Consider the following 19,881-nt stretch of genomic DNA (forward strand, 5'->3'; position numbering starts at 1 on the left):
AAATCTCCGGAAAGGGGCCGGTGGCCCGCGGCGGACATGAAAAACGCGGCCCGAAGGCCGCGTCAAGCGCAAAGGCATCCGCCCGGGGGCGGGTGGTGCGCGGTCAGTCCTTGCGGCCGGTGACCACGTCGATGTCGGGCGCATCCACCGCCTTCATGCCGACGACGTGATAGCCCGCGTCCACATGCAGGTTTTCTCCCGTGGTGCCCGAGCCGAGGTCGGACAGCAGATAGAGCGCGGCTTTGCCGACCTCTTCCTGCGTCACGTTGCGGCGCAGCGGCGAGTTCAGCTCGTTCCACTTCATGATATAGCGGAAATCGCCGATCCCCGAGGCCGCCAGCGTCTTGATCGGACCGGCCGAGATCGCGTTGCAGCGGATGCCGACCTTGCCCAGATCCTCGGCGATATATTTGACCGAGGCCTCCAGTGCCGCTTTGGCCACGCCCATCACGTTATAATGCGGCATCACCTGCTCGGCGCCGTAATAGGTCAGCGTCAGGAGCGAGCCGCCCTCGGGCATCAGGGCTGCGGCGCGCTGGCACACGGCGGTGAAGGAATAGACCGAGATGTCCATCGTCATCATGAAATTATCGCGCGAGGTGTCGACATAGCGGCCGCGCAGCTCGGCCTTGTCCGAGAAGCCGATCGCATGGACGAGGAAGTCGATCTTGCCCCAGCGTTTCTCGATCTCGGCAAAGAGCGCGTCGACCGAGGCCATGTCGGAGACGTCGCATTCGAGCAGGAAATCCGAGCGCAGCTGTGCCGCCAGCGGCCCGACGCGCTTTTTCAGCGCCTCGCCCTGGTAGGAAAAGGCCAGCTCCGCGCCCGCTTCGGCAAGCTGCGTGGCAATGCCCCACGCGATGGATTTGTCATTGGCCAGGCCCATGATCAGGCCGCGCTTGCCGGCCATCAGGTTGTTCGACATGAGGCTTTCCCCGTTTCCCTAAAGTAAGTGCGAAAGCTTTATTGGAAAGCGCGCAGGGCATCAAGGCTGTGAAACGCACAAGCCCCTGTGCTTTGACACTGGCGGTGTCCGGGGGGCGGTCCTATCTTGCTGGAAAGCAAGGAGGCCGAGATGAGCGACAGACAGGGTATTTTCGCGGGCGACGACCCGTTCCGCATCGCGCAGGACTGGCTTGACGAGGCGACCGAGACCGAACTGAACGACCCCAATGCAATCGCGCTGGCGAGCGTCGATGCCGAGGGGTTGCCGAATGTGCGGATGGTTCTGCTGAAAGAGATCGAGCCGAGTGTGGCGCCCTCGGGCGGGGCCTTCCTGTTCTACACCAATTACGGCTCGGCCAAGGGGCAGGAGATCGCGGCCTCGGGCAAGGCGGCTTTCGTGATGCATTGGAAAAGTTTGCGCCGGCAGATCCGTGTCCGGGGCATTTGCACCCGCGAAGAGGGGCCGCAGGCCGACGACTATTACGCCTCGCGTTCGCTCAAGTCGCGCCTGGGCGCCTGGGCCTCGCATCAGAGCCAGCCGCTGTCCTCGCGCACGGCCCTGATGGCCGAGGTGGCGCGTGTCACCGCCCAGCAGGGGCCGCTGCCGAAACGCCCTCCGTTTTGGGGTGGTTTCAGGATTTCGCCTTTGGAGATTGAGTTCTGGGCGGATGGCGCCTTCAGGTTGCACGATCGCTTCCGGTGGCGTCGCGTCAATCTTGACGCACCCTGGGAGATCACCCGATTGAACCCTTGAGATTTGCGGGTCGCAAATTGCGAGAGGTATGGATTTCCCTACTTTTCTACTTGAACCCTGTGGATAAACCATGAGAGGGATGGGGCCGGAAACGGCATTGGTTGCAAAATGAGAACGACGCAACAGGAGACCCTCGGGCAGATGCGAGTCGCAGGTAAAGTGAAGTGGTTCGACCCGGTGAAAGGGTTCGGTTTCATTATCGATCCCGAGGGCGGGGCGGACATCCTTCTGCACGCGAATGTGCTGCGCAACTTCGGGCAATCCACGGTCGCGGATAATTCTCTGATCGACGTCACGGTGCAGACGACCCAGCGCGGTGTGCAGGCGGTCGAGGTGCATGCGATCGAGCCGCCGGCGGCCGAGGGGCTGGCGCCGCTTGATGCGCTGACCGACGCGACCCCCGAAGAGATCAGTGCGCTGCCTCTGGAACCCGCGCGGGTGAAATGGTTCGAAAAGGGCAAGGGCTTTGGTTTTGCCAATGTCTTTTCGCGCCCCGAGGATGTATTCATCCATATGGAAGTGCTGCGGCGCTCGGGCTTTGCCGATCTGGCGCCGGGCGAGGCGGTGTGTTTGCGCGTGGTTGAAGGTAAGCGCGGCCGGATGGCGGCGCAGGTGTTGTCATGGGACGCAGCCCTGAAGGACAAGGACTGAGCCGCGGCTTTGGCCGTGGGCTGGCGCCTCTGGCGCTGGTCGTGGCCTTGTGCGGCGCGGGGCAGGCGGGGGCGGGGCCCATCACCTGCCGCGAGGATCGCGCGCTTCTTGTCTATCCGGCCGGGCAGGCGCAATTCACCGTCGAAATTGCCGATACCGAAGAGGAACGCGCGCGCGGGCTGATGCAGCGCGCCTCGATGCCGCGTTCGGAGGGGATGCTGTTCATCTATCCCGATGAGGCCGAGCGTGCCTTCTGGATGAAGAATACGCTGATCCCGCTCGACATCCTGTTCTTCGATGAGGCGGGGGTGCTGGTCGGCCTGCAGGAAAATGCGCGCCCCTTCGACCTGACGCCGCTGCGCTCGAACGGGGCGGCGCGTTTCGTGCTTGAGATCAACGGCGGGCTGGCGGCGAAGCTGCGGATCGCCAAGGGCGCGCATCTCGCCCATCCGGCGATTGACCCCACCGTCGCCGTTCAGCCCTGCGAGTGATCCGAGAGGGCTTTTCCTCGGCCCGTGCGCCCGCTAGAGAGAGCCTGTCGGGGCGTAGCGCAGCCTGGTAGCGCGTCTGTTTTGGGTACAGAAGGTCGTGAGTTCGAATCTCGCCGCCCCGACCATCCCCTGAAAGATTACTATATCTTGTGTGTTTGGCCCGGTTTCATGGCTGGAGTCGGGCTTATTTGGGGTATTGCCTAAAATTTGGGCGAACTTGTCCCTGCGACAGTTTTTTCATGCCGCGACGCGGCGCGATTCTGCTGCACTGCAGGGTCGGCTCGGAGCCTGTGGATAGTTTCTCTGTGGGCGGCGGACAAATCCCAGAAAAAACCGCAGTTTGGCAAGGAATCCTCAGGCTTCGCGCAGGGCGTCATCCACAGCCTCGATTGTGGATGAATCGAAGGGTTAATTCCGGGTTTTTCCACACCTCCCCCGTCAACCGAAAAAACCGGTTTTTCACTATCAAAGATTTGTTGACCCTCTTGTGAACCTACGTCAGGTTGTGGGGGTCAGCCATGAAGCCACCAGATATAGTGGCGAAGGTCGACGGGGGGACATACCCAGTATCCATACCGATTCTCGGATCGCACGGCTCACCTCGGACGCAACTCCGGGGCTCCGTATGTCTTTGCCCGTCCCATGGCTTTTGGGTTTTTGAGAAAGATTGACGGGACAGGGCAGATGAAAATCGAACGCAAGTTCACCTCGGCAGACAGCGGCGCCTATGGCGAGATCGAGTTTACCACCACCGCTTCGGAAATTCGTAATCCCGACGGCAAGATTGTGTTCCGCAACGACTCGGTTGAGGTGCCCGAAGGCTGGTCGCAGGTGGCCTCGGACGTTCTGGCCCAGAAATACTTCCGCAAGGCGGGGGTTCCGGCGGCGCTGAAGCGCGTCAAGGAAAAGGGCGTGCCCGAGTTCCTGTGGCGCTCGGTCCCCGATACCGCGGCGATGGCGGGCCTGCCCGAAGAGGCGCGTTTCGGCGGTGAAACCTCGGCCAAGCAGGTGTTTGACCGTCTGGCCGGTGCCTGGTGCTACTGGGGCTGGAAGGGTGGCTATTTCACCACCGAGGAAGACGCGCGCGCCTATTACGACGAGATGCGCTTCATGCTGGCCGAGCAGATGGCCGCGCCGAATAGCCCGCAATGGTTCAACACCGGCCTGCACTGGGCCTATGGCATCGACGGTCCGTCGCAGGGCCATTATTACGTCGATCATACCACCGGCAAGCTGACCAAATCGGCCTCGGCCTATGAGCACCCGCAGCCGCATGCCTGCTTCATCCAGTCGGTGCGCGACGACCTCGTGGGCGACGGCGGGATCATGGATCTCTGGGTCCGGGAAGCGCGCCTGTTCAAATACGGCTCGGGCACGGGCACGAACTTCTCGTCGCTGCGCGCCGAGGGCGAGGCGCTCTCGGGTGGCGGCAAATCGTCGGGCCTGATGGGCTTTCTGAAAATCGGTGACCGCGCGGCGGGCGCGATCAAGTCGGGCGGCACCACGCGCCGCGCCGCCAAGATGGTGATCTGCGACATGGATCACCCCGATATCGAGCAATTCGTGAACTGGAAGGTGATCGAAGAGCAGAAGGTGGCGAGCCTCGTCGCGGGCTCCAAACTCCACGAGCGCGAGCTGAACAAGATCTTTGCCGCGATCCGCCAGTGGGATGGCGCGAGCGAGGATTCGGTCGATCCGGCGAAAAACCCGGCGCTGAAAGAGGCGATCAAATCCGCCAAGCGCGTGATGATCCCGGAAACCTATGTGAACCGCGTGCTGCAATATGCGCGTCAGGGCTATTCGAGCATCGAATTCCCGACCTATGACACCGATTGGGACAGCGAAGCCTATGTCACCGTGTCGGGCCAGAACTCGAATAACTCGGTGCGCGTGACCAATGCCTTCCTGCAGGCGGTCAAGGACGATGCCGATTGGGAGCTGATCCGCCGCACCGACGGCAAGGTCGCGAAAACCGTGAAGGCGCGCGAGCTTTGGGATCAGGTCGGGCACGCCGCCTGGGCCTGTGCCGATCCGGGCATCCAGTTCCACGACACCGTGAACCAGTGGCACACCTGCCCCGAAGACGGCGAGATCCGCGGCTCGAACCCGTGCTCGGAATACATGTTCCTCGATGACACGGCCTGCAACCTTGCCTCGATGAACCTCTTGACCTTCTTCAAGAATGGCGAGTTCGACGCCGAGGCCTATGTGCACGCGACCCGTCTGTGGACGGTGACGCTGGAGATCTCGGTGCTGATGGCGCAATTCCCGTCCGAGGAAATCGCGCAGCGGTCCTATGATTTCCGCACGCTGGGTCTGGGCTACGCCAATATCGGCGGTCTCCTGATGAACATGGGTCTGGGCTATGACTCGGACGAGGGCCGGGCGCTTTGTGGCGCGCTGACCGCGGTGATGACCGGCGTGAGCTACGCCACCTCGGCCGAGATGGCGGCGGAGCTGGGCGCCTTCCCGGGCTATGCCAAGAACGCGGCCCATATGCTGCGCGTGATCCGCAACCACCGCACCGCCGCCTATGGCAAGACCGAGGGCTATGAAGGGCTGGACGTTAAGCCGGTCGCGCTCGATCTGGTGAACTGCCCCGATCCGACGCTGGTCGTGCTGGCCAAGCAGGCCTGGGACGAGGCGCTGGAGCTGGGCGAGAAACACGGCTACCGCAACGCGCAGGTCTCGGTGATCGCGCCGACCGGCACCATCGGCCTCGTGATGGATTGCGACACCACCGGCATCGAGCCCGATTTCGCGCTGGTGAAATTCAAGAAGCTCGCGGGTGGTGGTTACTTCAAGATCATCAACCGCTCGGTTCCTGCCGCGCTTGAGGCGCTGGGCTATGGCTCGGCCCAGATCGAGGAAATCATCTCCTACGCGGTGGGCCACGCCAGCCTCGGTAACTGCCCGCATATCAACACCACCTCGCTGATCGGCCACGGGTTCGGCGCGGCGGAGCTTGCGAAGGTCGAGGCTGCGCTGCCGACCGCCTTCGACATCCGCTTCGTCTTCAACCAGTGGACGCTGGGCGAGGAGTTCTGCACCAAGACGCTGGGCATCCCGGCCGAGAAGCTGAACGACCCGACCTTTGACATGCTGCGCCATCTGGGCTTCACCCGCGCGCAGATCGAGGCGGCGAACGACCACGTTTGCGGCACGATGACCCTTGAGGGCGCGCCCTTCCTGAAGGACGAGCATCTGACCGTCTTCGACTGCGCCAACCCCTGCGGCAAGAAGGGCAAGCGCTACCTCTCGGTCGAAAGCCACATCACGATGATGGCGGCGGCGCAGAGCTTCATCTCGGGCGCGATTTCCAAGACGATCAACATGCCGAACTCGGCCTCGATCGAGGAAACGCTGGCGGCTTACGAACTCAGCTGGTCGCTGGGCATCAAGGCCAACGCGCTTTACCGCGACGGCTCCAAGCTCAGCCAGCCGCTGGCCGCGGCGCTGATCGAGGATGACGAGGAGGCCGAGGAAATCCTGGCGTCCGGCTCGGCGCAGGAAAAGGCCGCGGTGCTGGCCGAGAAGATCGTCGAGAAGGTGATCGTCAAGGAACTGGTGCGCTCGCATCGCGAAAAGCTGCCCGATCGCCGCAAGGGCTACACGCAAAAAGCCGTTGTGGGGGGCCACAAGGTCTATCTGCGCACCGGTGAATATGGCGATGGCTCGCTTGGCGAGATCTTCATCGACATGCACAAGGAAGGCGCGGGCTTCCGCGCGATGATGAACAACTTCGCGATCGCGGTCTCGGTGGGCCTGCAATATGGTGTGCCGCTTGAGGAATTCGTCGACGCCTTCACCTTCACCAAGTTCGAGCCCGCGGGCATGGTGCAGGGCAACGACTCGATCAAGAATGCGACCTCGATCCTCGACTATGTGTTCCGCGAGCTGGCCGTCAGCTATCTCGACCGCACCGACCTCGCCCATGTGAAGCCGCAGGGCGCGAGCTTCGACGATCTGGGCGGCGGCAAGGACGAGGGCAAGCGCAACGTCGAGGAGCCCTCGGAGGCGGCCGCGTCTAAATCGCTCGAGGTGCTGCGTCAGATCTCGTCGAGCGGCTACCTGCGCAAGCGCCTGCCGCAAGAGCTGGTGGTGCTGCAAGGGGGCGTGGGCGCGACCGCGCTGCATGGCGCCGCCGATCCGATCGCCGCGCTGAACACGCTGGTGCCGGAAACCGCCAAGGCCACCGGCACGGTGGGCTCGACCACGGCGCTGGCCACGGGCTCGGTGTCGATGGACGCGCGCGCCAAGGCGAAGATGCAGGGCTATGAGGGCGAGGCTTGCGGCGATTGCGGCAACTACACGCTCGTGCGCAACGGCACCTGCATGAAATGCAACACCTGCGGGGCGACCAGCGGTTGCTCCTGAGGGACAGGGGCCCCGGCAGTGCCCGGGGCCCCGACGAATTCCGGGGTGACCCGGGGAATGACAGGGCCCCAGCGGGCCGAGGAACGGAGCGGATCGTGGAACTGATCGTCGGAAACAAGCGGGTCGTACCCGAGGCGTTGCACCGGATCGCGGGCGGCGTCGAGGTGGAACTGGCGGGCGAGGCGCTGACCTCGCTGCTGGATGCGACCTTTGGCGGCGGCGGTTCGATCGAGCTGTGGGGAGAACATGGCCCCGAGGCGCTCGATGTTGCCGACATCCGCATGGTCGGTCGCGCCACCACGGTGACGCTGCACGCGCGCAAGGCGCTGGCCCTGCACTGAGATCGGGGGCGGGTGCGCTCGCCCCAGACGCCAAGAAGGCCCAGGCAAAACGACGTAAGCTCGGGCGGTCAATGAACGAGCCTGATTGGCGAAACTGGCCCCCTCCGGCAAGGAGGGGGTCGCTTTCATTTCGTCACAGGATATGCGCGGTCTTGATGTCTTCGGCGGCGAACTCAATTAGCGCACGCAGCTTGCGGGGCAGGGCGCGCCCTTCGAGATAGACGGCGGCGAGGGGGGTGCTGGGGCCGTGAAACGCCTCCATCACCCGCACCAATCGGCCGCTGGCCAGCGCCTCGCCCAATGCGAAACGCGGCGCATAGGCAATGCCCTGTCCGTTCTCGGTCAGCTGCACCACCGCGCGGGCGGAATTCACATGAAACCGGCCCTGCACCTGCACCACATGCGGCGTGCCCTCGGCCTCCAGCGTCCAGCGCCGGGGCGCGCGCCGGTTGGTGTCGACGATGCAGGCGTGTCGGCTCAGCTCTTCAAGGGTTTCGGGCCTGCCCTGCGCGGCAAGATAGGCGGGGCTCGCCACCAGGATCGCGCGCGTGGCCCCAAGCTTGCGCGCCTTGAGCGAGAGCATCTCGGAGCGGCCCATGCGAAAGGCCAGGTCCAGCCCCTCTTTCGCCAGATCGTCATAGCGGTCGCTGAGGCGCAGATCGAAGGTCAGGCCCGGGTTTTCGCGCCCGAACCGATCCAGCATCGGCGCGACATAGGTCTCGCCGAAAGTCACCGGCGCGGACAGCCGGATCACGCCGGAAAACCCGCGCGAGCCCTCGGCTACCTCGGCCAGGAGCCCGTCCAGATCATCCAGAAGCGCCGGCGCTCGTGCGAGCAGGTCTTCGCCCGCGGGCGTCATCCCGACCCGGCGCGTGGTGCGCTGAAACAGCCGAACGCCAAGCCGCGCCTCCAGCTCGGCCACATATTTCGAGGTCAGCCGGTTCGATACGCCCAGCTGCTCGGCCGCGGCTGTGAACGATCCGGTCTGGGCAGTGGCCACGAAGGCGCGCAACTCGTCAACGATATCCATGCTTAATTGCGAACGTTTTGAAGATAGTCATTCAATAAAGTCGCCATTTTGTTGAAGGTCGTCAAGCGCTAGTTTCTTCTCATGACGAACAGGCCACAACGGGTGGCGCAAGAGGACAAAGAGATGAAAATCGCTGTTATCGGAAATGGGAACATCGGCTCTGGCCTCGCCAATGTTCTTGGGAATGCGGGCCATGACGTGGAGGCTTTCGGGCGTGACGCGGATATCGCCGCGGCGGTCGCCCCGGCAGAAGTGATCATCCTGGCGACGCCCTATGGCGCGGCTGCCGGGCTGGCGGAACAGGCGGATTTCTCGGGTAAGGTGGTCGTTGACCTGTCGAACCCGGTCACCGCGGATTTCAGTGGCTTGCAGGTTGGCTTCGATACCTCGGCCGCCGAGGAAACCGCGTCGCTGCTCAAGGGCGCGTCGGTGGTCAAGGCCTTCAACACGATCTTCGCCCAGCACTATGCCTCGGGGTTGAAGCTTGGCGGCGTGCCGCTGCAAACCTTCATCGCCACTGATGACGATGCGGCGCGTTCCACCGTCGTGGCTCTGGCCAGCGATATCGGGCTGGAGCCCGTCGATGCCGGCCCGCTGCGCAACGCGCGTTACCTCGAGCCGCTCGGCTTCCTCAACATCCAATTCGGCTATGCGCTGGGCAAGGGCACGGAAATCGCGCCGCGCCTGCAGGCCGCCTGACCCCATCACAGGAGAAACGACATGACCAACTACACCAAATCCGACTATGCCGCCCTTGTTCTGCGTGTTTCGAGCGGCGTGCTGTTCCTTGCCCACGGGCTGCTCAAGGTGAACGTGTTCACCATAGCGGGCACGGTGGGCTATTTCGAAAGCCTCGGCCTGCCGGGTATCTTCGCCTATCTCACCATCTTCGCCGAGCTGGCGGGCGGTGCGGCGCTGATCCTCGGGGTTGCGACGCGGCTGGTGTCGCTTGCGCTGATCCCGGTGCTGCTGGGCGCGACCTGGGTGCATGCGGGCAATGGCTGGCTGTTCTCGAGCGAGGGTGGCGGCTGGGAATTCCCGCTGTTCTGGGCGATCATTCTGGTGGCGATCGCTCTGCAGGGCGCGGGTGCCTATGCGCTGCGTATCCCGGTTCTGCAAAAGACGCTGGGCCAGTTCGCCTGATCCGAAACTACCGGGCCGCCCTTCGGGGGCGGCCCGCGTGCCCGACCAAGGAGGACCGACATGAGCACCCTTTCCGATCTGCACGCTCTGCGTGACCGGTTTTCGCCCTCGCAGCGGATGCCTTTGGTATTTCTGGGCCATGGCAGCCCTATGAACGCGATCGAAGACACGGCCTTTTCCCGCGCCTGGTCCGATCTGGGCCGCAGCCTGCCGCGCCCGAAGGCGATTCTCGTGGTCTCGGCGCATTGGATGACCAAGGGCACGACCTTGGTCGATGTGTCGCGGATGCCGCGCACGATCCACGACTTCTACGGCTTCCCCGAGGCGCTTTACGCGCAGACCTATCCGGCGCCGGGCGCCCCTGAACTGGCGCGCGAAGTTGCGACGCTTCTGGCCAGCCATCACGGTGCCGAGGACGACCGCTGGGGCCTCGATCACGGGGCCTGGACGATCCTCAAATTCCTCTATCCCGAGGCCGATGTGCCGGTGTTCCAGGTCTCGATCGACATGTCGCGCGGGCTCGAACACCAGCTGGAAATCGGGCAGGTGCTGTCGCAACTGCGCGACCGGGGGGGGTTGATCCTTGGCTCGGGGAACGTGGTGCATAACCTGCGGGCGATGCGCCCGGGCGGCCAGCCCCTTGATTTTGCGCTGGAATTCGACACGCTCTTTGCGGATCGGCTGGAGGCGCGCGACTTTGCGGCGCTGACGGATCGCGATAGCCTCGGTTCTCTGCTGCGGATGGCGCATCCGACCGTTGACCACTACCTGCCGGCGCTGACCATCGCGGGTGCCTCGAATGAGGGCGACGAGCTGCGTTTCATGACCGACGCGATTGATCTGGGGTCTGTGTCGATGCGCTCCTTCGTGTTTCACGCCGCCTGAGCGTAATTCTGCAGGGCTGCCCGCGGGCGGCCCTGTGTCTTTGGCATATCCCAATTGCGAAAAGCGCCGGACCTTGATCAAAGTCGTTCTGGCGCGGTGGTAATAATGGTAAACGGCTTCCATGACGCGCGGGTTTTCGGACTTGCGGCATGGCGTTTTTGACGATGCGCGGAGGACCCCGCTTCGATGATTTCAGTTCTCGTGATGCGTTCGGCACGTGGAAAAGTGTCGTTTGTGCAGGCCCGTGAACTCGGGCTTCTGGCGTGGCAGGACAAGCGCCGCCTCTCGCCCGATACCCCCGCGATTTCCGCTTTCACGCAGGATCTGCTGCGGGCCGAAGTTCGGCTGCGCCTCGATCTGCTGCATTGCCATCGCGCCTCGAGCGATCAGCGCGGGGTGGTGTGACGCCGGACCCGGCGATCTTCATCGCGGGCGGACATGAAAAAGGGCAGGGCGAAGAAGATCGCCGCTGCCCTTTTCTAATCTTTCGCTCGGGGCTCAGGCGCCGCGCGGCAGGGCGGCAACGCCGGTGCGTGCCACGTCCTTGAGGCCCAAGGGGCGCATCAGCTCGGCGAAGGCGTCGATCTTGTCGGGCGTGCCGGTGATTTCGAAGACGAAGCTTTCCAGCGTCGAGTCGACCACATTGGCGCGGAAGATCTCGGCAAGGCGCAGCGACTCGATGCGTTTCTCACCCGTCGCGGCCACCTTGAACAGCGCCAGTTCGCGCTCGACCGGCTGCGCCTCGGTGGTCAGGTCGATGACCTGATGCACCGGCACGATGCGGCCGAGCTGCGCCTTGATCTGGTCGATCACCGCCATCGTGCCGCGCGTCACGATGGTGATCCGTGAGCGGTGGCCCTTGTGGTCGACCTCGGCCACGGTGAGGCTGTCGATGTTGTAGCCCCGGCCCGAGAACAGCCCGATCACGCGGGCCAGAACGCCCGCCTCGTTGTCCACGAGCACCGCCAGCGTGTGCGAGCTTTCCACTTCCGAGTGGAAATCGCGCAGGTCGTAGGCCGAATGGCTGGTGGCGCCTTTCTTGATGTTCAGAGCGGCCATTGCCTCTCTCCTTTTCTGCGTCTTCCGACGTGTTCCAGTTCCTGCGGGGGGCGGGCGGGCCGCCCCCGATCCGATCACACGAGCGCCGCGCCCGACGAGAAGGCCGCAGCATCGGCCGCCAGCAGCATCTCGTTATGCGGCTTGCCCGACGGGATCATCGGGAAGCAGTTCTCGTGCTTCTCGACGAGGCAGTCGAACAGCACCGGCCCGTCGTAATTGATCATTTCCATGATCGCATCGTCCAGATCCTTCGGATCGCTGACCGAGATGCCCTTCCAGCCGAAGCTTTCCGCGAGTTTCACGAAATCGGGCAGGCTGTCGGACCAGCTGTGCGAATAGCGCCCGCCATGCAGCAGGTCTTGCCACTGGCGCACCATGCCGAGGCGTTCGTTGTTCAGGATGAACTGTTTCACCGGGGTGCAGAACTGGGTCGCGGTGCCCATTTCCTGCATGTTCATCAGCCACGAGGCTTCGCCCGCGACGTTGATGACCAGCGCGTCCGGGTGCGCGATCTGCACCCCGATCGAGGCCGGGAAGCCATAGCCCATCGTGCCCAGCCCGCCCGAGGTCATCCAGCGGTTCGGCGCCTCGAAGCCGAGGAATTGCGCGGCCCACATCTGGTGCTGGCCCACTTCGGTGGTGATGTAGCGGTCGCGGTCCTTGGTCAGGGCCTCAAGGCGCTGCAGCGCGTATTGCGGCTTGATGACCTTGTCCGAGTTGGTGAAGGCGAGGCAGCGCACCTTCTTCCATTCCTCGATCTGGGCCCACCACTTGGCCAGCCCTTCCTTGTTCACCTTGCGCCCGCGCGCCTTCCAGATCTTCAGCGCGTCTTCGAGAACATGCGCCACGTCGCCCACGATCGGCAGGTCGACGGGAATGATCTTGTTGATCGAGGAGGCGTCGATATCGACATGCACCTTGGTCGATTTCGGGCTGAAATCGGCGATGCGGCCGGTGATCCGGTCGTCGAACCGCGCGCCGAGGTTGATCATCAGGTCGCAGCCATGCATCGCGAGGTTGGCCTCGTAGAGACCGTGCATGCCCAGCATCCCGAGCCAGTTCTTGCCCGAGGCCGGATAGGCGCCAAGCCCCATCAGCGTCGAGGTGATCGGGAAGCCGGTGGCATCGACCAGTTCGCGCATCAGCTGGCTGGCGGCGGTGCCCGAGTTGATGACGCCGCCGCCAGTGTAGAACACCGGCTTCGCGGCGGTTTCGATCAGCTCGACGAGCTTGGTCACCGCCTCGATGTCGCCCTTCACCTTGGGCTGGTAATGATCGACGCGCGCGGTTTTCGGCTCGGTATAGCGGCCGTTAGCGAATTGCACGTCTTTCGGCAGGTCGATCAGCACCGGACCGGGGCGACCCGAGGTCGCCACGTGGAACGCCTGATGGATGGTTTCCGCCAGCTTGTCGGTGTCTTTCACCAGCCAGTTATGCTTGGTGCAGGGGCGGGTGATGCCCACGGTGTCGGCTTCCTGGAAGCCGTCGGTGCCGATCATGAAGGTCGGCACCTGGCCCGAGAACACCACCAGCGGGATCGAGTCCATCAGCGCGTCGGTCAGGCCGGTGACGGCGTTGGTCGCACCCGGGCCCGAGGTCACCAGCGCGCAGCCGGGTTTCCCGGTCGAACGGGCATAGCCCTCGGCCATGTGGATCGCGGCCTGCTCGTGGCGCACGAGGATGTGCTTGATCTCGTTTTGCTGGAAGATCGCGTCATAGATCGGAAGCACCGCGCCGCCAGGATAGCCGAAAATAACTTCGACCCCGTGGTCCTTGAGCGCCTGCACCACCATTTCCGCGCCGGTCATCTGCCGTGCCATGTCTTTCTCCATCCGATCGGTCGCACGCGCGACCCGCCTTCACTTCGCAACAAAAAGCCCTCGCGTTTTCGGCGAGGGCGCATGGGAACCATCATGGTCAACCGTTACCGGCCCATGCGCCAACTCCCAACTACGACAAGAATCGCATCCATCTCGGTGCCTTCTGAATTTGCGTTGCGGCGGACATTATGTGCCGGGGCAGGGGGCGTCAATGCCAAATGGGTGCATTTTATGTCGCAGGCGGGCAAAAAACCTTTCCGAAAGTTGCGCGACCCTCTTCTGGCGGGAAATATTCCGAAAATCGCAGGGCGGTTCTCCGCGTCGCGTGCCGGGGGTCTGCTAAACTGCCGGATTACCTCGCGTTTCGCTTTATTTTCAGGGGGTTTCCGCCTAGCGTGAGGAGGATTGCCAGAGGACGGCAACGAAGAAGAGGTGAGAAAATCACTGCGGCCTTTGGTAAGAAAACAGAACCAATAAGCCAAAAAGCTTGACCTCTACGCGAGGCTCGGCCAAGGAAAACTATCAGCCGCGCCCGTGACTGGGCGTGGGGAGGAAACGGGAAGGGGAGGAGTGAAATGGGGGCGTTGATTACCCTCTCGCGCCTGATTGACCGGATTACCGAAGTGATCGGAAAGAGCGTCTCGTGGCTCATTCTGGTTTCGGTGCTGGTCTCGGCCGCGAATGCCACTATCCGCAAGGTGTTCAACACATCGTCGAACGCCTGGCTTGAACTGCAATGGTATCTGTTCGGCGCGGCGTTCCTGCTCGCGGCGGCCTATACGCTGAAGCAGAATGAACATATCCGCATCGACATCGTCTATGGCGCGTTCTCGCGTAAGGTGCAGCACTGGATCGACCTGTTTGGGCATGTCGTTTTCCTGATGCCCTTCGTGGTGCTGATGCTTTGGCTGCTGGGCCCCTATGTCACCAAGTCGGTGATCTCGGGCGAGGTTTCGACCAACGCGGGCGGGCTGATCATCTGGCCAGCCAAGGCGCTGCTACTGGCGGGCTTCTCCTTGCTGTTCGCGCAAGGGGTCTCCGAGATCATCAAGAAGATCGCAGTGATGCGCGGGCTGATCGAAGACCCCCATCCGCAGACCGGGCATCATGGTCATGACATGATCGCCGAAGAGGAGGCGCTGTGATGATGGAGCTCATCGCACAGAACATGGCGCCGATCATGTTTGTCTCGCTGATCGTGTTCCTGCTGCTGGGCTATCCGGTGGCGTTCTCGCTTGCGGCGAACGGCCTGCTGTTCTTCATCATCGGGGTCGAACTCGCGCCGCTTTCCAATGGCTCGATCTTCCTCGACTGGGCGCTTCTGGGGTCGTTGCCCGACCGCTTCTGGGGGGTGTTGAGTAACGACACGCTTCTGGCCATTCCATTCTTCACCTTCATGGGGATCGTGCTGGAGAAATCCGGCATGGCCGAAGACCTTCTCGACACGATCGGCCAGCTCTTTGGCCCGGTGCGCGGCGGTCTGGCCTATGCGGTGATCATCGTGGGCGCGCTTCTGGCGGCGACCACGGGGGTGGTTGCGGCCTCGGTGATCGCGATGGGGCTGATCTCGCTGCCGATCATGCTGCGCTATGGCTATGACCGGCGGATCGCCTCGGGCGTCATTGCCGCCTCGGGGACGCTGGCGCAGATCATCCCGCCGTCCCTCGTGCTGATCGTTCTGGCCGACCAGCTCGGCCGTTCGGTGGGCGACATGTACAAGGGCGCGCTGATCCCGGGACTGGTGCTGACCGGCATCTACCTCGGCTATGTCGCGCTGATGTCGATCCTCAAGCCCAAGTCCATGCCCGCCCTGCCGCTTGAGGCGCGCACGCTGGGCTCGGGGGTGATGTCGCTGTTCGTCGCGCTGGGCGTGACGGTGGGGGTGTTCATCTTTGCCGAACGCTGGCTCGAAGCGAACCACGATCCGAACGACGCGGGCATCCTGGCTGCGGCGCTGGCGGTGATCCTGGTTTACACGGCGGCGGTGCTCGACAAGACGCTGAAGACCAATGTGATGAGCCGGCTGACGCAGCAGGTGATCATCGTGCTGATCCCGCCGCTGGCGCTGATCTTCCTCGTGCTCGGCACGATCTTCCTCGGCGTTGCGACGCCGACCGAAGGCGGTGCGATGGGTGCTGTGGGTGCGCTGTTCCTGTCGGCGGTGAAACGGCGGCTGAGCTTCCCGGTGGTGCGTGATGCGCTGGCGGCGACGACGCGGCTCTCGGCCTTCGTGCTGTTCATCCTGATCGGGGCGCGGGTGTTCTCGCTGACCTTCTACGGCGTGAACGGGCATCTCTGGGTCGAGCATCTGCTGACCTCGCTGCCGGGCGGCGAGATGGGCTTCCTGATAGTGGTGTCGCTGCTGGTCTTCTTCCTCGCCTTCTTCCTCGATTTCTTCGAACTGGCCTTCATCATCGTGCCGCTTCTCGCGCCTGCCGCGGAAAGCCTTGGCATCGACCTGATCTGGTTCGGGGTGATCCTGGGGGTGAACATGCAGACCTCGTTCATGCACCCGCCCTTCGGCTTCGCGCTGTTCTTCCTGCGCTCGGTGGCGCCCAAGTCGCCCTATGTCGACAAGCTGACGGGCAAGACGATGGAGCCGGTGAAGACCTCGCAGATCTACTGGGGGGCGGTGCCCTTCGTCTTCATCCAGATCATCATGATCGGCATCGTGATCGCCTTCCCCGGAATGGTGATGCATTACAAGGGGCCGGTCGTCGATGTGTCGAATGTCGAGATGAAGCTGCCGCAGATGCCGGGCTTCGGTGCGCCGGGCGGTGGCGGCGGCCTCGCCCTGCCGAACTTCGGCGGAGCCGCGCCGGGCGCGGCCCCGGGTGGAGCGCCAGCGGCGCCTGCCGCACCGGGCGGCCTGCCGCTGCCGAATTACGGCGGCAGCAACTGATCCGGACGAAACGCAAGACGGCGCCCTTCGGGGCGCCGTTTTCTTTTGGGCGCGGGAAATTCCAAATCGCTGCCGTCGTGCTACCTTGCAGGCCAAACCCGGAGGCGGGAGGGCCGCGCCTCGGGGATCATGACTGGGGGCGCTAAGCCGCTCTGTTTAAACGAATGAAGGCGAGAGAGATGAAACACCTGGCGTCAGGAAGCTGTCTGTGCGGAGCCGTGAAGTTCGAACTCGATGGTGTGTTCGAGCATTTCTTTCTGTGTCACTGCTCGCGCTGCCGCAAGGATAGCGGCTCGGATCACGCGGCCAATCTGTTTTCGTCGCAGGCCGGGATCAGGTGGATTTCAGGGCGGGACAAGGTGAAGACCTTTCAACTGCCTGAAACCCGGCATGCCAAGAGTTTCTGCAAGGACTGCGGTTCGGCTTTGCCGACGCTTCAGATGAATGGCGCCTTGCTGGTTGTGCCCGCGGGGGCCCTGGATACTGAGGTCGACATTCGGCCCGACGCGCGGATCTGTTACGCGAGCCGTGCGGGCTGGAGCGACCGGCTCGATACCATCAGAACGCTCGACGGCCTTCCCGGCTGAGAGTGCGTGTTGGTCATGCAAAAGGCCCCGGGTTTCCCCGGGGCCTTTCCCTGTCCGGTGTGCCGGATCAGAGGTTGCCGTTCGCCTGCTGGCTCATCATGAAGTAGTCGAAGTTGAACTCCGACAGCTGCCACCAGCCATAGGCATCCTTGCGGAACGCCATCTGCGAGTCATAGACCTTCTTGAACCATTCGTTCGAGGCGTTGATCTCGGCATAGACTTCGTTGGCCGCGTTAAAGCAGGCCTGCAGAATTTCCGGCGAGAACGGACGCAGCTGCGCGCCATTGGCCAGCAGCGATTTCAGCGCCTGCGGGTTCTTGTAGTCATAGGCGGCCATCATGTCCGAGTTGGCGGCCTGGCAGGCGGCTTCGAGCACGGTCTGGTACTCGGCCGGCAGCGCGTCATAGGCAGCCTTGTTGAACATGGTGTGGAGGCAAGCGCCGCCTTCCCACCAGCCCGGGTAGTAGTAGTAGGGCGCAACCTTGTAGAAGCCGAGCTTCTCGTCATCGTAGGGGCCGACCCACTCGGTGGCGTCGATGGTGCCCTTTTCGAGAGCCGGATAGATGTCGCCGCCAGCGATCTGCTGCGGCACGCCGCCGACTTTCGAGAGGACCGCGCCGCCGAAGCCGCCGATACGCATCTTGAGGCCGCTCAGGTCGGCAACCGTGTTGATCTCCTTGCGGAACCAGCCGCCCATTTGGGCGCCGGTGTTGCCGCAGGGATAGGCCACGATGTTATGCGTGCCATAGAACTCGTTCAGGAGGTCGTTGCCGCCGCCATAGTAGAACCAGGCGTTCTGCATGCGCATGTTGAGGCCGAAGGGCACCGCAGTGCCGAAGGCGAAGGTCGGATCCTTGCCCCAGTAGTAGTAGGATGCGGTGTGGCAGGCCTCGACGGTGCCGTTCGACACGGCGTCCATCGCTTGCAGGCCGGGGACGATCTCGCCGCCGGCGAAGACCTGAATGGTGAACTTGCCGCCAGTCATTTCCTTGACATAGCGCGCCATCGTTTCGGCGGCGCCGTAGATGGTATCAAGCGATTTCGGGAACGACGAGGTAAGACGCCAGGTAACGGTGGGTGCGTCCTGCGCGATGGCAGGCGCGGCGATCGAGGTGGCCGCGGCGGCGGCACCGCCAAGCGCACCCTTGCGGATGAAAGAACGACGATCCATGGATTTTCCTCCCAGTGATACTTCGAAGCCCGGCGGGCTGGTTTTTATGCCCCGCCGAAAGCTTTGGTCACTTTAACTATCCAGTTTGACCTGTCCAGCCATTCCTTGCGTCGATTTTGCCGCAGGAGCGCTTTTTTGCGGGTCGGCGTTTCGGGTGTCAAAAACTGCCGTAACGGCAAGCGTTTGCCGCTGTTTTGCGCAGGGCTGATCAGCCGAAACGGCTCTCGGGGAGCTGAATCCGCGCCACCTGCTCCGAGATCGGATCGACCGAGAGCGGGTGGGTTTCGCTGCAATGGTCTTCGGGGCTGCCCAGATCGACCCATTCACCGCCCTTGAAGATTTCGAGCGCCGAGAAATTCGCCTTGTAGCCCATCTTGCGCGAGCCGGGCACCCAATAGCCGAGGTAGACATAGGGCAGGCCCATGCCGCGCGCGATCTCGACATGGTCGAGGATCATGTAGGACCCCATCGAGTGCTTGTCGCGGTCGGGGTCGAAGAAGGAATAGACCATCGACAGCCCGTCATCGAGCACATCGGTCAGGCAGACGCCGACCAGCGCGCGCATCGAGTCGGGCGTGGCGTCGGTCTCGCGATATTCGACGACGCGGGTGCGGATCGGGGTTTCCTCGATCATCGCGGCGAATTCGAAGATGTCCATGTCGGCCATACCGCCATCGGCGTGGCGGGTGTCGAGATAGCGGCGGAACAGGGCGTATTGCTCTTCGGTGGCCCAGGGGCTGGTCGCGGTGCGCTCAAGGTCGCTGTTGCGGCGCGTCACCCGGCGCTGGCTTTTCGAGGGCTCGAAATCCGCCACCCGGATCCGCGCCGAGAGGCAGGCGGTGCAATCGGCGCAGGCGGGGCGATAGAGCACGTTTTGCGAGCGCCGGAACCCCTGCCGCGACAGCGCGTCATTCAGCCGTTCGGCGTCTTCTCCCTGAAGCGCCGTGAACAATTTCCGCTCGGCCCGCCCTTCGAGATAGGGGCAGGGTTGCGGAGCAGTCACGTAAAACTGCGGGGCAAGCGGGAGCGAATGACGCATGGGGGTGAGATGGGGATGTGGCCGCGGGTTTCCAAGGGAAGGCTAGCAAACAGTTCCAACCCCGCCAAGCCCTTACATGGTCTTGCCCCAACGGCAAGGCCCCCGCTGGTGCGGGGGCCGGGAAGGGGCGTGTCGGGTTTGCTCAGTAGGCGCCGGGTTTGCCGGTTTCCTCGGCGGGCTCGGTCGCCTCGGGCTCGGCCGGGGCGTCTTGTGCGGCGCGGGCGCGGTCGTCCATGTACTGGTCGAACTCGGCCTTGTCGCGGGCCTCACGCAGGCGCCCGAGGAAAGCCTCGAATTCGGCCTGCTCGCGTTCGAGCCGGGCGAGCGTATCGGTCTTGTAGCGGTCAAACGCCATGTTGCCGCTGGAGCGCGAGACATGCATGCGCATGCCGCAGGCCTGGAACCGCTCGGCGGTTGCGCGCCGGACCATCGCCCCGCGACGGCCAAAGCGGCCGGTCATCAGGATGAAGCCCAGAACCAGCAGCCCCAGCGGGCCGCCGAAGACGAAAGAGCCGACCAGCACGATGACCCAGGAAATTGGGCCGCGCTCGTCGAGCCAGTTGAGCGTGCGCGCCACCGGACCGGGGCGGGCGGGGAAAGTCTCATAGGTGGCAGACATCGGTGTTCCTCATCTAATGTGAATTGCTTTCACATAACGAAAGATGGGGAAGCTTTCCGTCGCCTTC

Annotated in this window: 19 protein-coding genes and 1 tRNA gene; 13 read left to right on the forward strand and 7 right to left on the reverse strand. The window is 63.5% G+C overall.

Features of this window, described 5'->3' with window-relative positions:
• Nucleotides 1–103: 103 nt before the first annotated feature.
• Nucleotides 104–925 (reverse strand): enoyl-ACP reductase FabI, encoded by an 822-nt coding sequence (fabI, locus tag CLN94_RS05875; protein WP_096432093.1) that lies wholly within the window; start codon nucleotides 923–925, stop codon nucleotides 104–106.
• Between the two features lie 150 nt (nucleotides 926–1,075).
• Between fabI and pdxH the strand changes: the two genes are divergently transcribed.
• The 6 genes from pdxH (at nucleotide 1,076) to CLN94_RS05905 (ending at nucleotide 7,559) form a co-directional block, all read left to right on the forward strand.
• The gene (gene pdxH, locus CLN94_RS05880; RefSeq protein WP_096432249.1) at nucleotides 1,076–1,699 is read left to right on the forward strand and encodes a pyridoxamine 5'-phosphate oxidase; all 624 of its coding nucleotides are present in this window, start codon (nucleotides 1,076–1,078) and stop codon (nucleotides 1,697–1,699) included.
• A 141-nt stretch (nucleotides 1,700–1,840) separates the two neighbouring features.
• Nucleotides 1,841–2,350, forward strand: a complete 510-nt coding sequence (locus CLN94_RS05885) for a cold-shock protein (protein WP_245845115.1) — start codon at nucleotides 1,841–1,843, stop codon at nucleotides 2,348–2,350.
• Nucleotides 2,320–2,841, forward strand: a complete 522-nt coding sequence (locus CLN94_RS05890; protein WP_096432095.1) for a DUF192 domain-containing protein — start codon at nucleotides 2,320–2,322, stop codon at nucleotides 2,839–2,841. Before CLN94_RS05885 ends, CLN94_RS05890 begins: the two co-directional genes overlap by 31 nt.
• A 48-nt stretch (nucleotides 2,842–2,889) precedes the next feature.
• Nucleotides 2,890–2,966, forward strand: a tRNA-Pro gene (locus CLN94_RS05895).
• Between the two features lie 559 nt (nucleotides 2,967–3,525).
• The gene (locus tag CLN94_RS05900; RefSeq protein ID WP_096432097.1) at nucleotides 3,526–7,218 is read left to right on the forward strand and encodes a vitamin B12-dependent ribonucleotide reductase; all 3,693 of its coding nucleotides are present in this window, start codon (nucleotides 3,526–3,528) and stop codon (nucleotides 7,216–7,218) included.
• Nucleotides 7,219–7,313: 95 nt separating this feature from the next.
• The gene (locus CLN94_RS05905) at nucleotides 7,314–7,559 is read left to right on the forward strand and encodes a hypothetical protein (RefSeq protein ID WP_096432099.1); all 246 of its coding nucleotides are present in this window, start codon (nucleotides 7,314–7,316) and stop codon (nucleotides 7,557–7,559) included.
• Nucleotides 7,560–7,692: 133 nt separating this feature from the next.
• Here the strand turns inward: CLN94_RS05905 and CLN94_RS05910 are convergent, their stop codons facing one another.
• Complete coding sequence (locus CLN94_RS05910; RefSeq protein ID WP_096432101.1) at nucleotides 7,693–8,589, reverse strand: LysR family transcriptional regulator; 897 nt, start codon at nucleotides 8,587–8,589, stop codon at nucleotides 7,693–7,695.
• Nucleotides 8,590–8,712: 123 nt separating this feature from the next.
• Here CLN94_RS05910 and CLN94_RS05915 point away from each other — a divergent pair, with 123 nt between their 5' ends.
• From CLN94_RS05915 to CLN94_RS05930, 4 genes are all read left to right on the forward strand, one after another.
• Complete coding sequence (locus CLN94_RS05915; RefSeq protein ID WP_096432253.1) at nucleotides 8,713–9,288, forward strand: NADPH-dependent F420 reductase; 576 nt, start codon at nucleotides 8,713–8,715, stop codon at nucleotides 9,286–9,288.
• A gap of 21 nt (nucleotides 9,289–9,309) precedes the next feature.
• Complete coding sequence (locus CLN94_RS05920) at nucleotides 9,310–9,732, forward strand: DoxX family protein (protein WP_096432103.1); 423 nt, start codon at nucleotides 9,310–9,312, stop codon at nucleotides 9,730–9,732.
• Between the two features lie 60 nt (nucleotides 9,733–9,792).
• Entirely contained in the window at nucleotides 9,793–10,617 is an 825-nt protein-coding gene (gene ygiD, locus CLN94_RS05925) for a 4,5-DOPA-extradiol-dioxygenase (RefSeq protein WP_096432105.1), read from the forward strand.
• 186 nt (nucleotides 10,618–10,803) lie between these two features.
• Nucleotides 10,804–11,022, forward strand: a complete 219-nt coding sequence (locus tag CLN94_RS05930) for a hypothetical protein (protein WP_143598880.1) — start codon at nucleotides 10,804–10,806, stop codon at nucleotides 11,020–11,022.
• A 93-nt stretch (nucleotides 11,023–11,115) separates the two neighbouring features.
• Here the strand turns inward: CLN94_RS05930 and ilvN are convergent, their stop codons facing one another.
• Entirely contained in the window at nucleotides 11,116–11,676 is a 561-nt protein-coding gene (gene ilvN / locus CLN94_RS05935) for an acetolactate synthase small subunit (RefSeq protein ID WP_096432109.1), read from the reverse strand.
• A gap of 74 nt (nucleotides 11,677–11,750) precedes the next feature.
• Nucleotides 11,751–13,496, reverse strand: coding sequence for an acetolactate synthase 3 large subunit (locus CLN94_RS05940; protein WP_179300246.1), 1,746 nt, complete (start codon nucleotides 13,494–13,496; stop codon nucleotides 11,751–11,753).
• 575 nt (nucleotides 13,497–14,071) lie between these two features.
• Here CLN94_RS05940 and CLN94_RS05945 point away from each other — a divergent pair.
• The 3 genes from CLN94_RS05945 (at nucleotide 14,072) to CLN94_RS05955 (ending at nucleotide 16,985) form a co-directional block, all read left to right on the forward strand.
• Nucleotides 14,072–14,641, forward strand: coding sequence for a TRAP transporter small permease subunit (locus CLN94_RS05945; protein ID WP_096432113.1), 570 nt, complete (start codon nucleotides 14,072–14,074; stop codon nucleotides 14,639–14,641).
• Nucleotides 14,641–16,398, forward strand: a complete 1,758-nt coding sequence (locus CLN94_RS05950) for a TRAP transporter large permease (RefSeq protein WP_096432115.1) — start codon at nucleotides 14,641–14,643, stop codon at nucleotides 16,396–16,398. Before CLN94_RS05945 ends, CLN94_RS05950 begins: the two co-directional genes overlap by 1 nt.
• 179 nt (nucleotides 16,399–16,577) lie before the next feature.
• Complete coding sequence (locus CLN94_RS05955) at nucleotides 16,578–16,985, forward strand: GFA family protein (RefSeq protein ID WP_096432255.1); 408 nt, start codon at nucleotides 16,578–16,580, stop codon at nucleotides 16,983–16,985.
• Between the two features lie 67 nt (nucleotides 16,986–17,052).
• On the opposite strand, the gene CLN94_RS05960 is transcribed toward CLN94_RS05955, so the two are convergent.
• The 3 genes from CLN94_RS05960 to CLN94_RS05970 form a co-directional block, all read right to left on the reverse strand.
• Nucleotides 17,053–18,156, reverse strand: a complete 1,104-nt coding sequence (locus CLN94_RS05960) for a TRAP transporter substrate-binding protein (protein WP_096432117.1) — start codon at nucleotides 18,154–18,156, stop codon at nucleotides 17,053–17,055.
• 208 nt (nucleotides 18,157–18,364) lie between these two features.
• Entirely contained in the window at nucleotides 18,365–19,195 is an 831-nt protein-coding gene (locus CLN94_RS05965; RefSeq protein ID WP_096432119.1) for an arginyltransferase, read from the reverse strand.
• Nucleotides 19,196–19,337: 142 nt separating this feature from the next.
• Nucleotides 19,338–19,814 (reverse strand): DUF2852 domain-containing protein, encoded by a 477-nt coding sequence (locus tag CLN94_RS05970; RefSeq protein WP_096432121.1) that lies wholly within the window; start codon nucleotides 19,812–19,814, stop codon nucleotides 19,338–19,340.
• Nucleotides 19,815–19,881 lie beyond the last annotated feature (67 nt).

It is taken from the genome of Pseudothioclava arenosa (assembly GCF_002358085.1).
Taxonomy (GTDB): Bacteria; Pseudomonadota; Alphaproteobacteria; order Rhodobacterales; family Rhodobacteraceae; genus Pseudothioclava; species Pseudothioclava arenosa.

Excerpts from the sequence above, each read along its gene's own strand:
- pdxH (WP_096432249.1), top strand. The coding sequence starts at position 1,076 with ATGAGCGACAGACAGGGTATTTTCGCGGGCGACGACCCGTTCCGCATC.
- CLN94_RS05965 (WP_096432119.1), bottom strand. The coding sequence starts at position 19,195 with ATGCGTCATTCGCTCCCGCTTGCCCCGCAGTTTTACGTGACTGCTCCG.
- CLN94_RS05950 (WP_096432115.1), top strand. The coding sequence starts at position 14,641 with ATGATGGAGCTCATCGCACAGAACATGGCGCCGATCATGTTTGTCTCG.
- CLN94_RS05890 (WP_096432095.1), top strand. The coding sequence starts at position 2,320 with ATGGGACGCAGCCCTGAAGGACAAGGACTGAGCCGCGGCTTTGGCCGT.
- CLN94_RS05920 (WP_096432103.1), top strand. The coding sequence starts at position 9,310 with ATGACCAACTACACCAAATCCGACTATGCCGCCCTTGTTCTGCGTGTT.
- CLN94_RS05910 (WP_096432101.1), bottom strand. The coding sequence starts at position 8,589 with ATGGATATCGTTGACGAGTTGCGCGCCTTCGTGGCCACTGCCCAGACC.
- CLN94_RS05930 (WP_143598880.1), top strand. The coding sequence starts at position 10,804 with ATGATTTCAGTTCTCGTGATGCGTTCGGCACGTGGAAAAGTGTCGTTT.
- fabI (WP_096432093.1), bottom strand. The coding sequence starts at position 925 with ATGTCGAACAACCTGATGGCCGGCAAGCGCGGCCTGATCATGGGCCTG.
- ygiD (WP_096432105.1), top strand. The coding sequence starts at position 9,793 with ATGAGCACCCTTTCCGATCTGCACGCTCTGCGTGACCGGTTTTCGCCC.
- CLN94_RS05915 (WP_096432253.1), top strand. The coding sequence starts at position 8,713 with ATGAAAATCGCTGTTATCGGAAATGGGAACATCGGCTCTGGCCTCGCC.
- CLN94_RS05885 (WP_245845115.1), top strand. The coding sequence starts at position 1,841 with ATGCGAGTCGCAGGTAAAGTGAAGTGGTTCGACCCGGTGAAAGGGTTC.
- CLN94_RS05970 (WP_096432121.1), bottom strand. The coding sequence starts at position 19,814 with ATGTCTGCCACCTATGAGACTTTCCCCGCCCGCCCCGGTCCGGTGGCG.
- CLN94_RS05900 (WP_096432097.1), top strand. The coding sequence starts at position 3,526 with ATGAAAATCGAACGCAAGTTCACCTCGGCAGACAGCGGCGCCTATGGC.
- CLN94_RS05940 (WP_179300246.1), bottom strand. The coding sequence starts at position 13,496 with ATGGCACGGCAGATGACCGGCGCGGAAATGGTGGTGCAGGCGCTCAAG.
- CLN94_RS05955 (WP_096432255.1), top strand. The coding sequence starts at position 16,578 with ATGAAACACCTGGCGTCAGGAAGCTGTCTGTGCGGAGCCGTGAAGTTC.
- CLN94_RS05945 (WP_096432113.1), top strand. The coding sequence starts at position 14,072 with ATGGGGGCGTTGATTACCCTCTCGCGCCTGATTGACCGGATTACCGAA.
- CLN94_RS05960 (WP_096432117.1), bottom strand. The coding sequence starts at position 18,156 with ATGGATCGTCGTTCTTTCATCCGCAAGGGTGCGCTTGGCGGTGCCGCC.
- ilvN (WP_096432109.1), bottom strand. The coding sequence starts at position 11,676 with ATGGCCGCTCTGAACATCAAGAAAGGCGCCACCAGCCATTCGGCCTAC.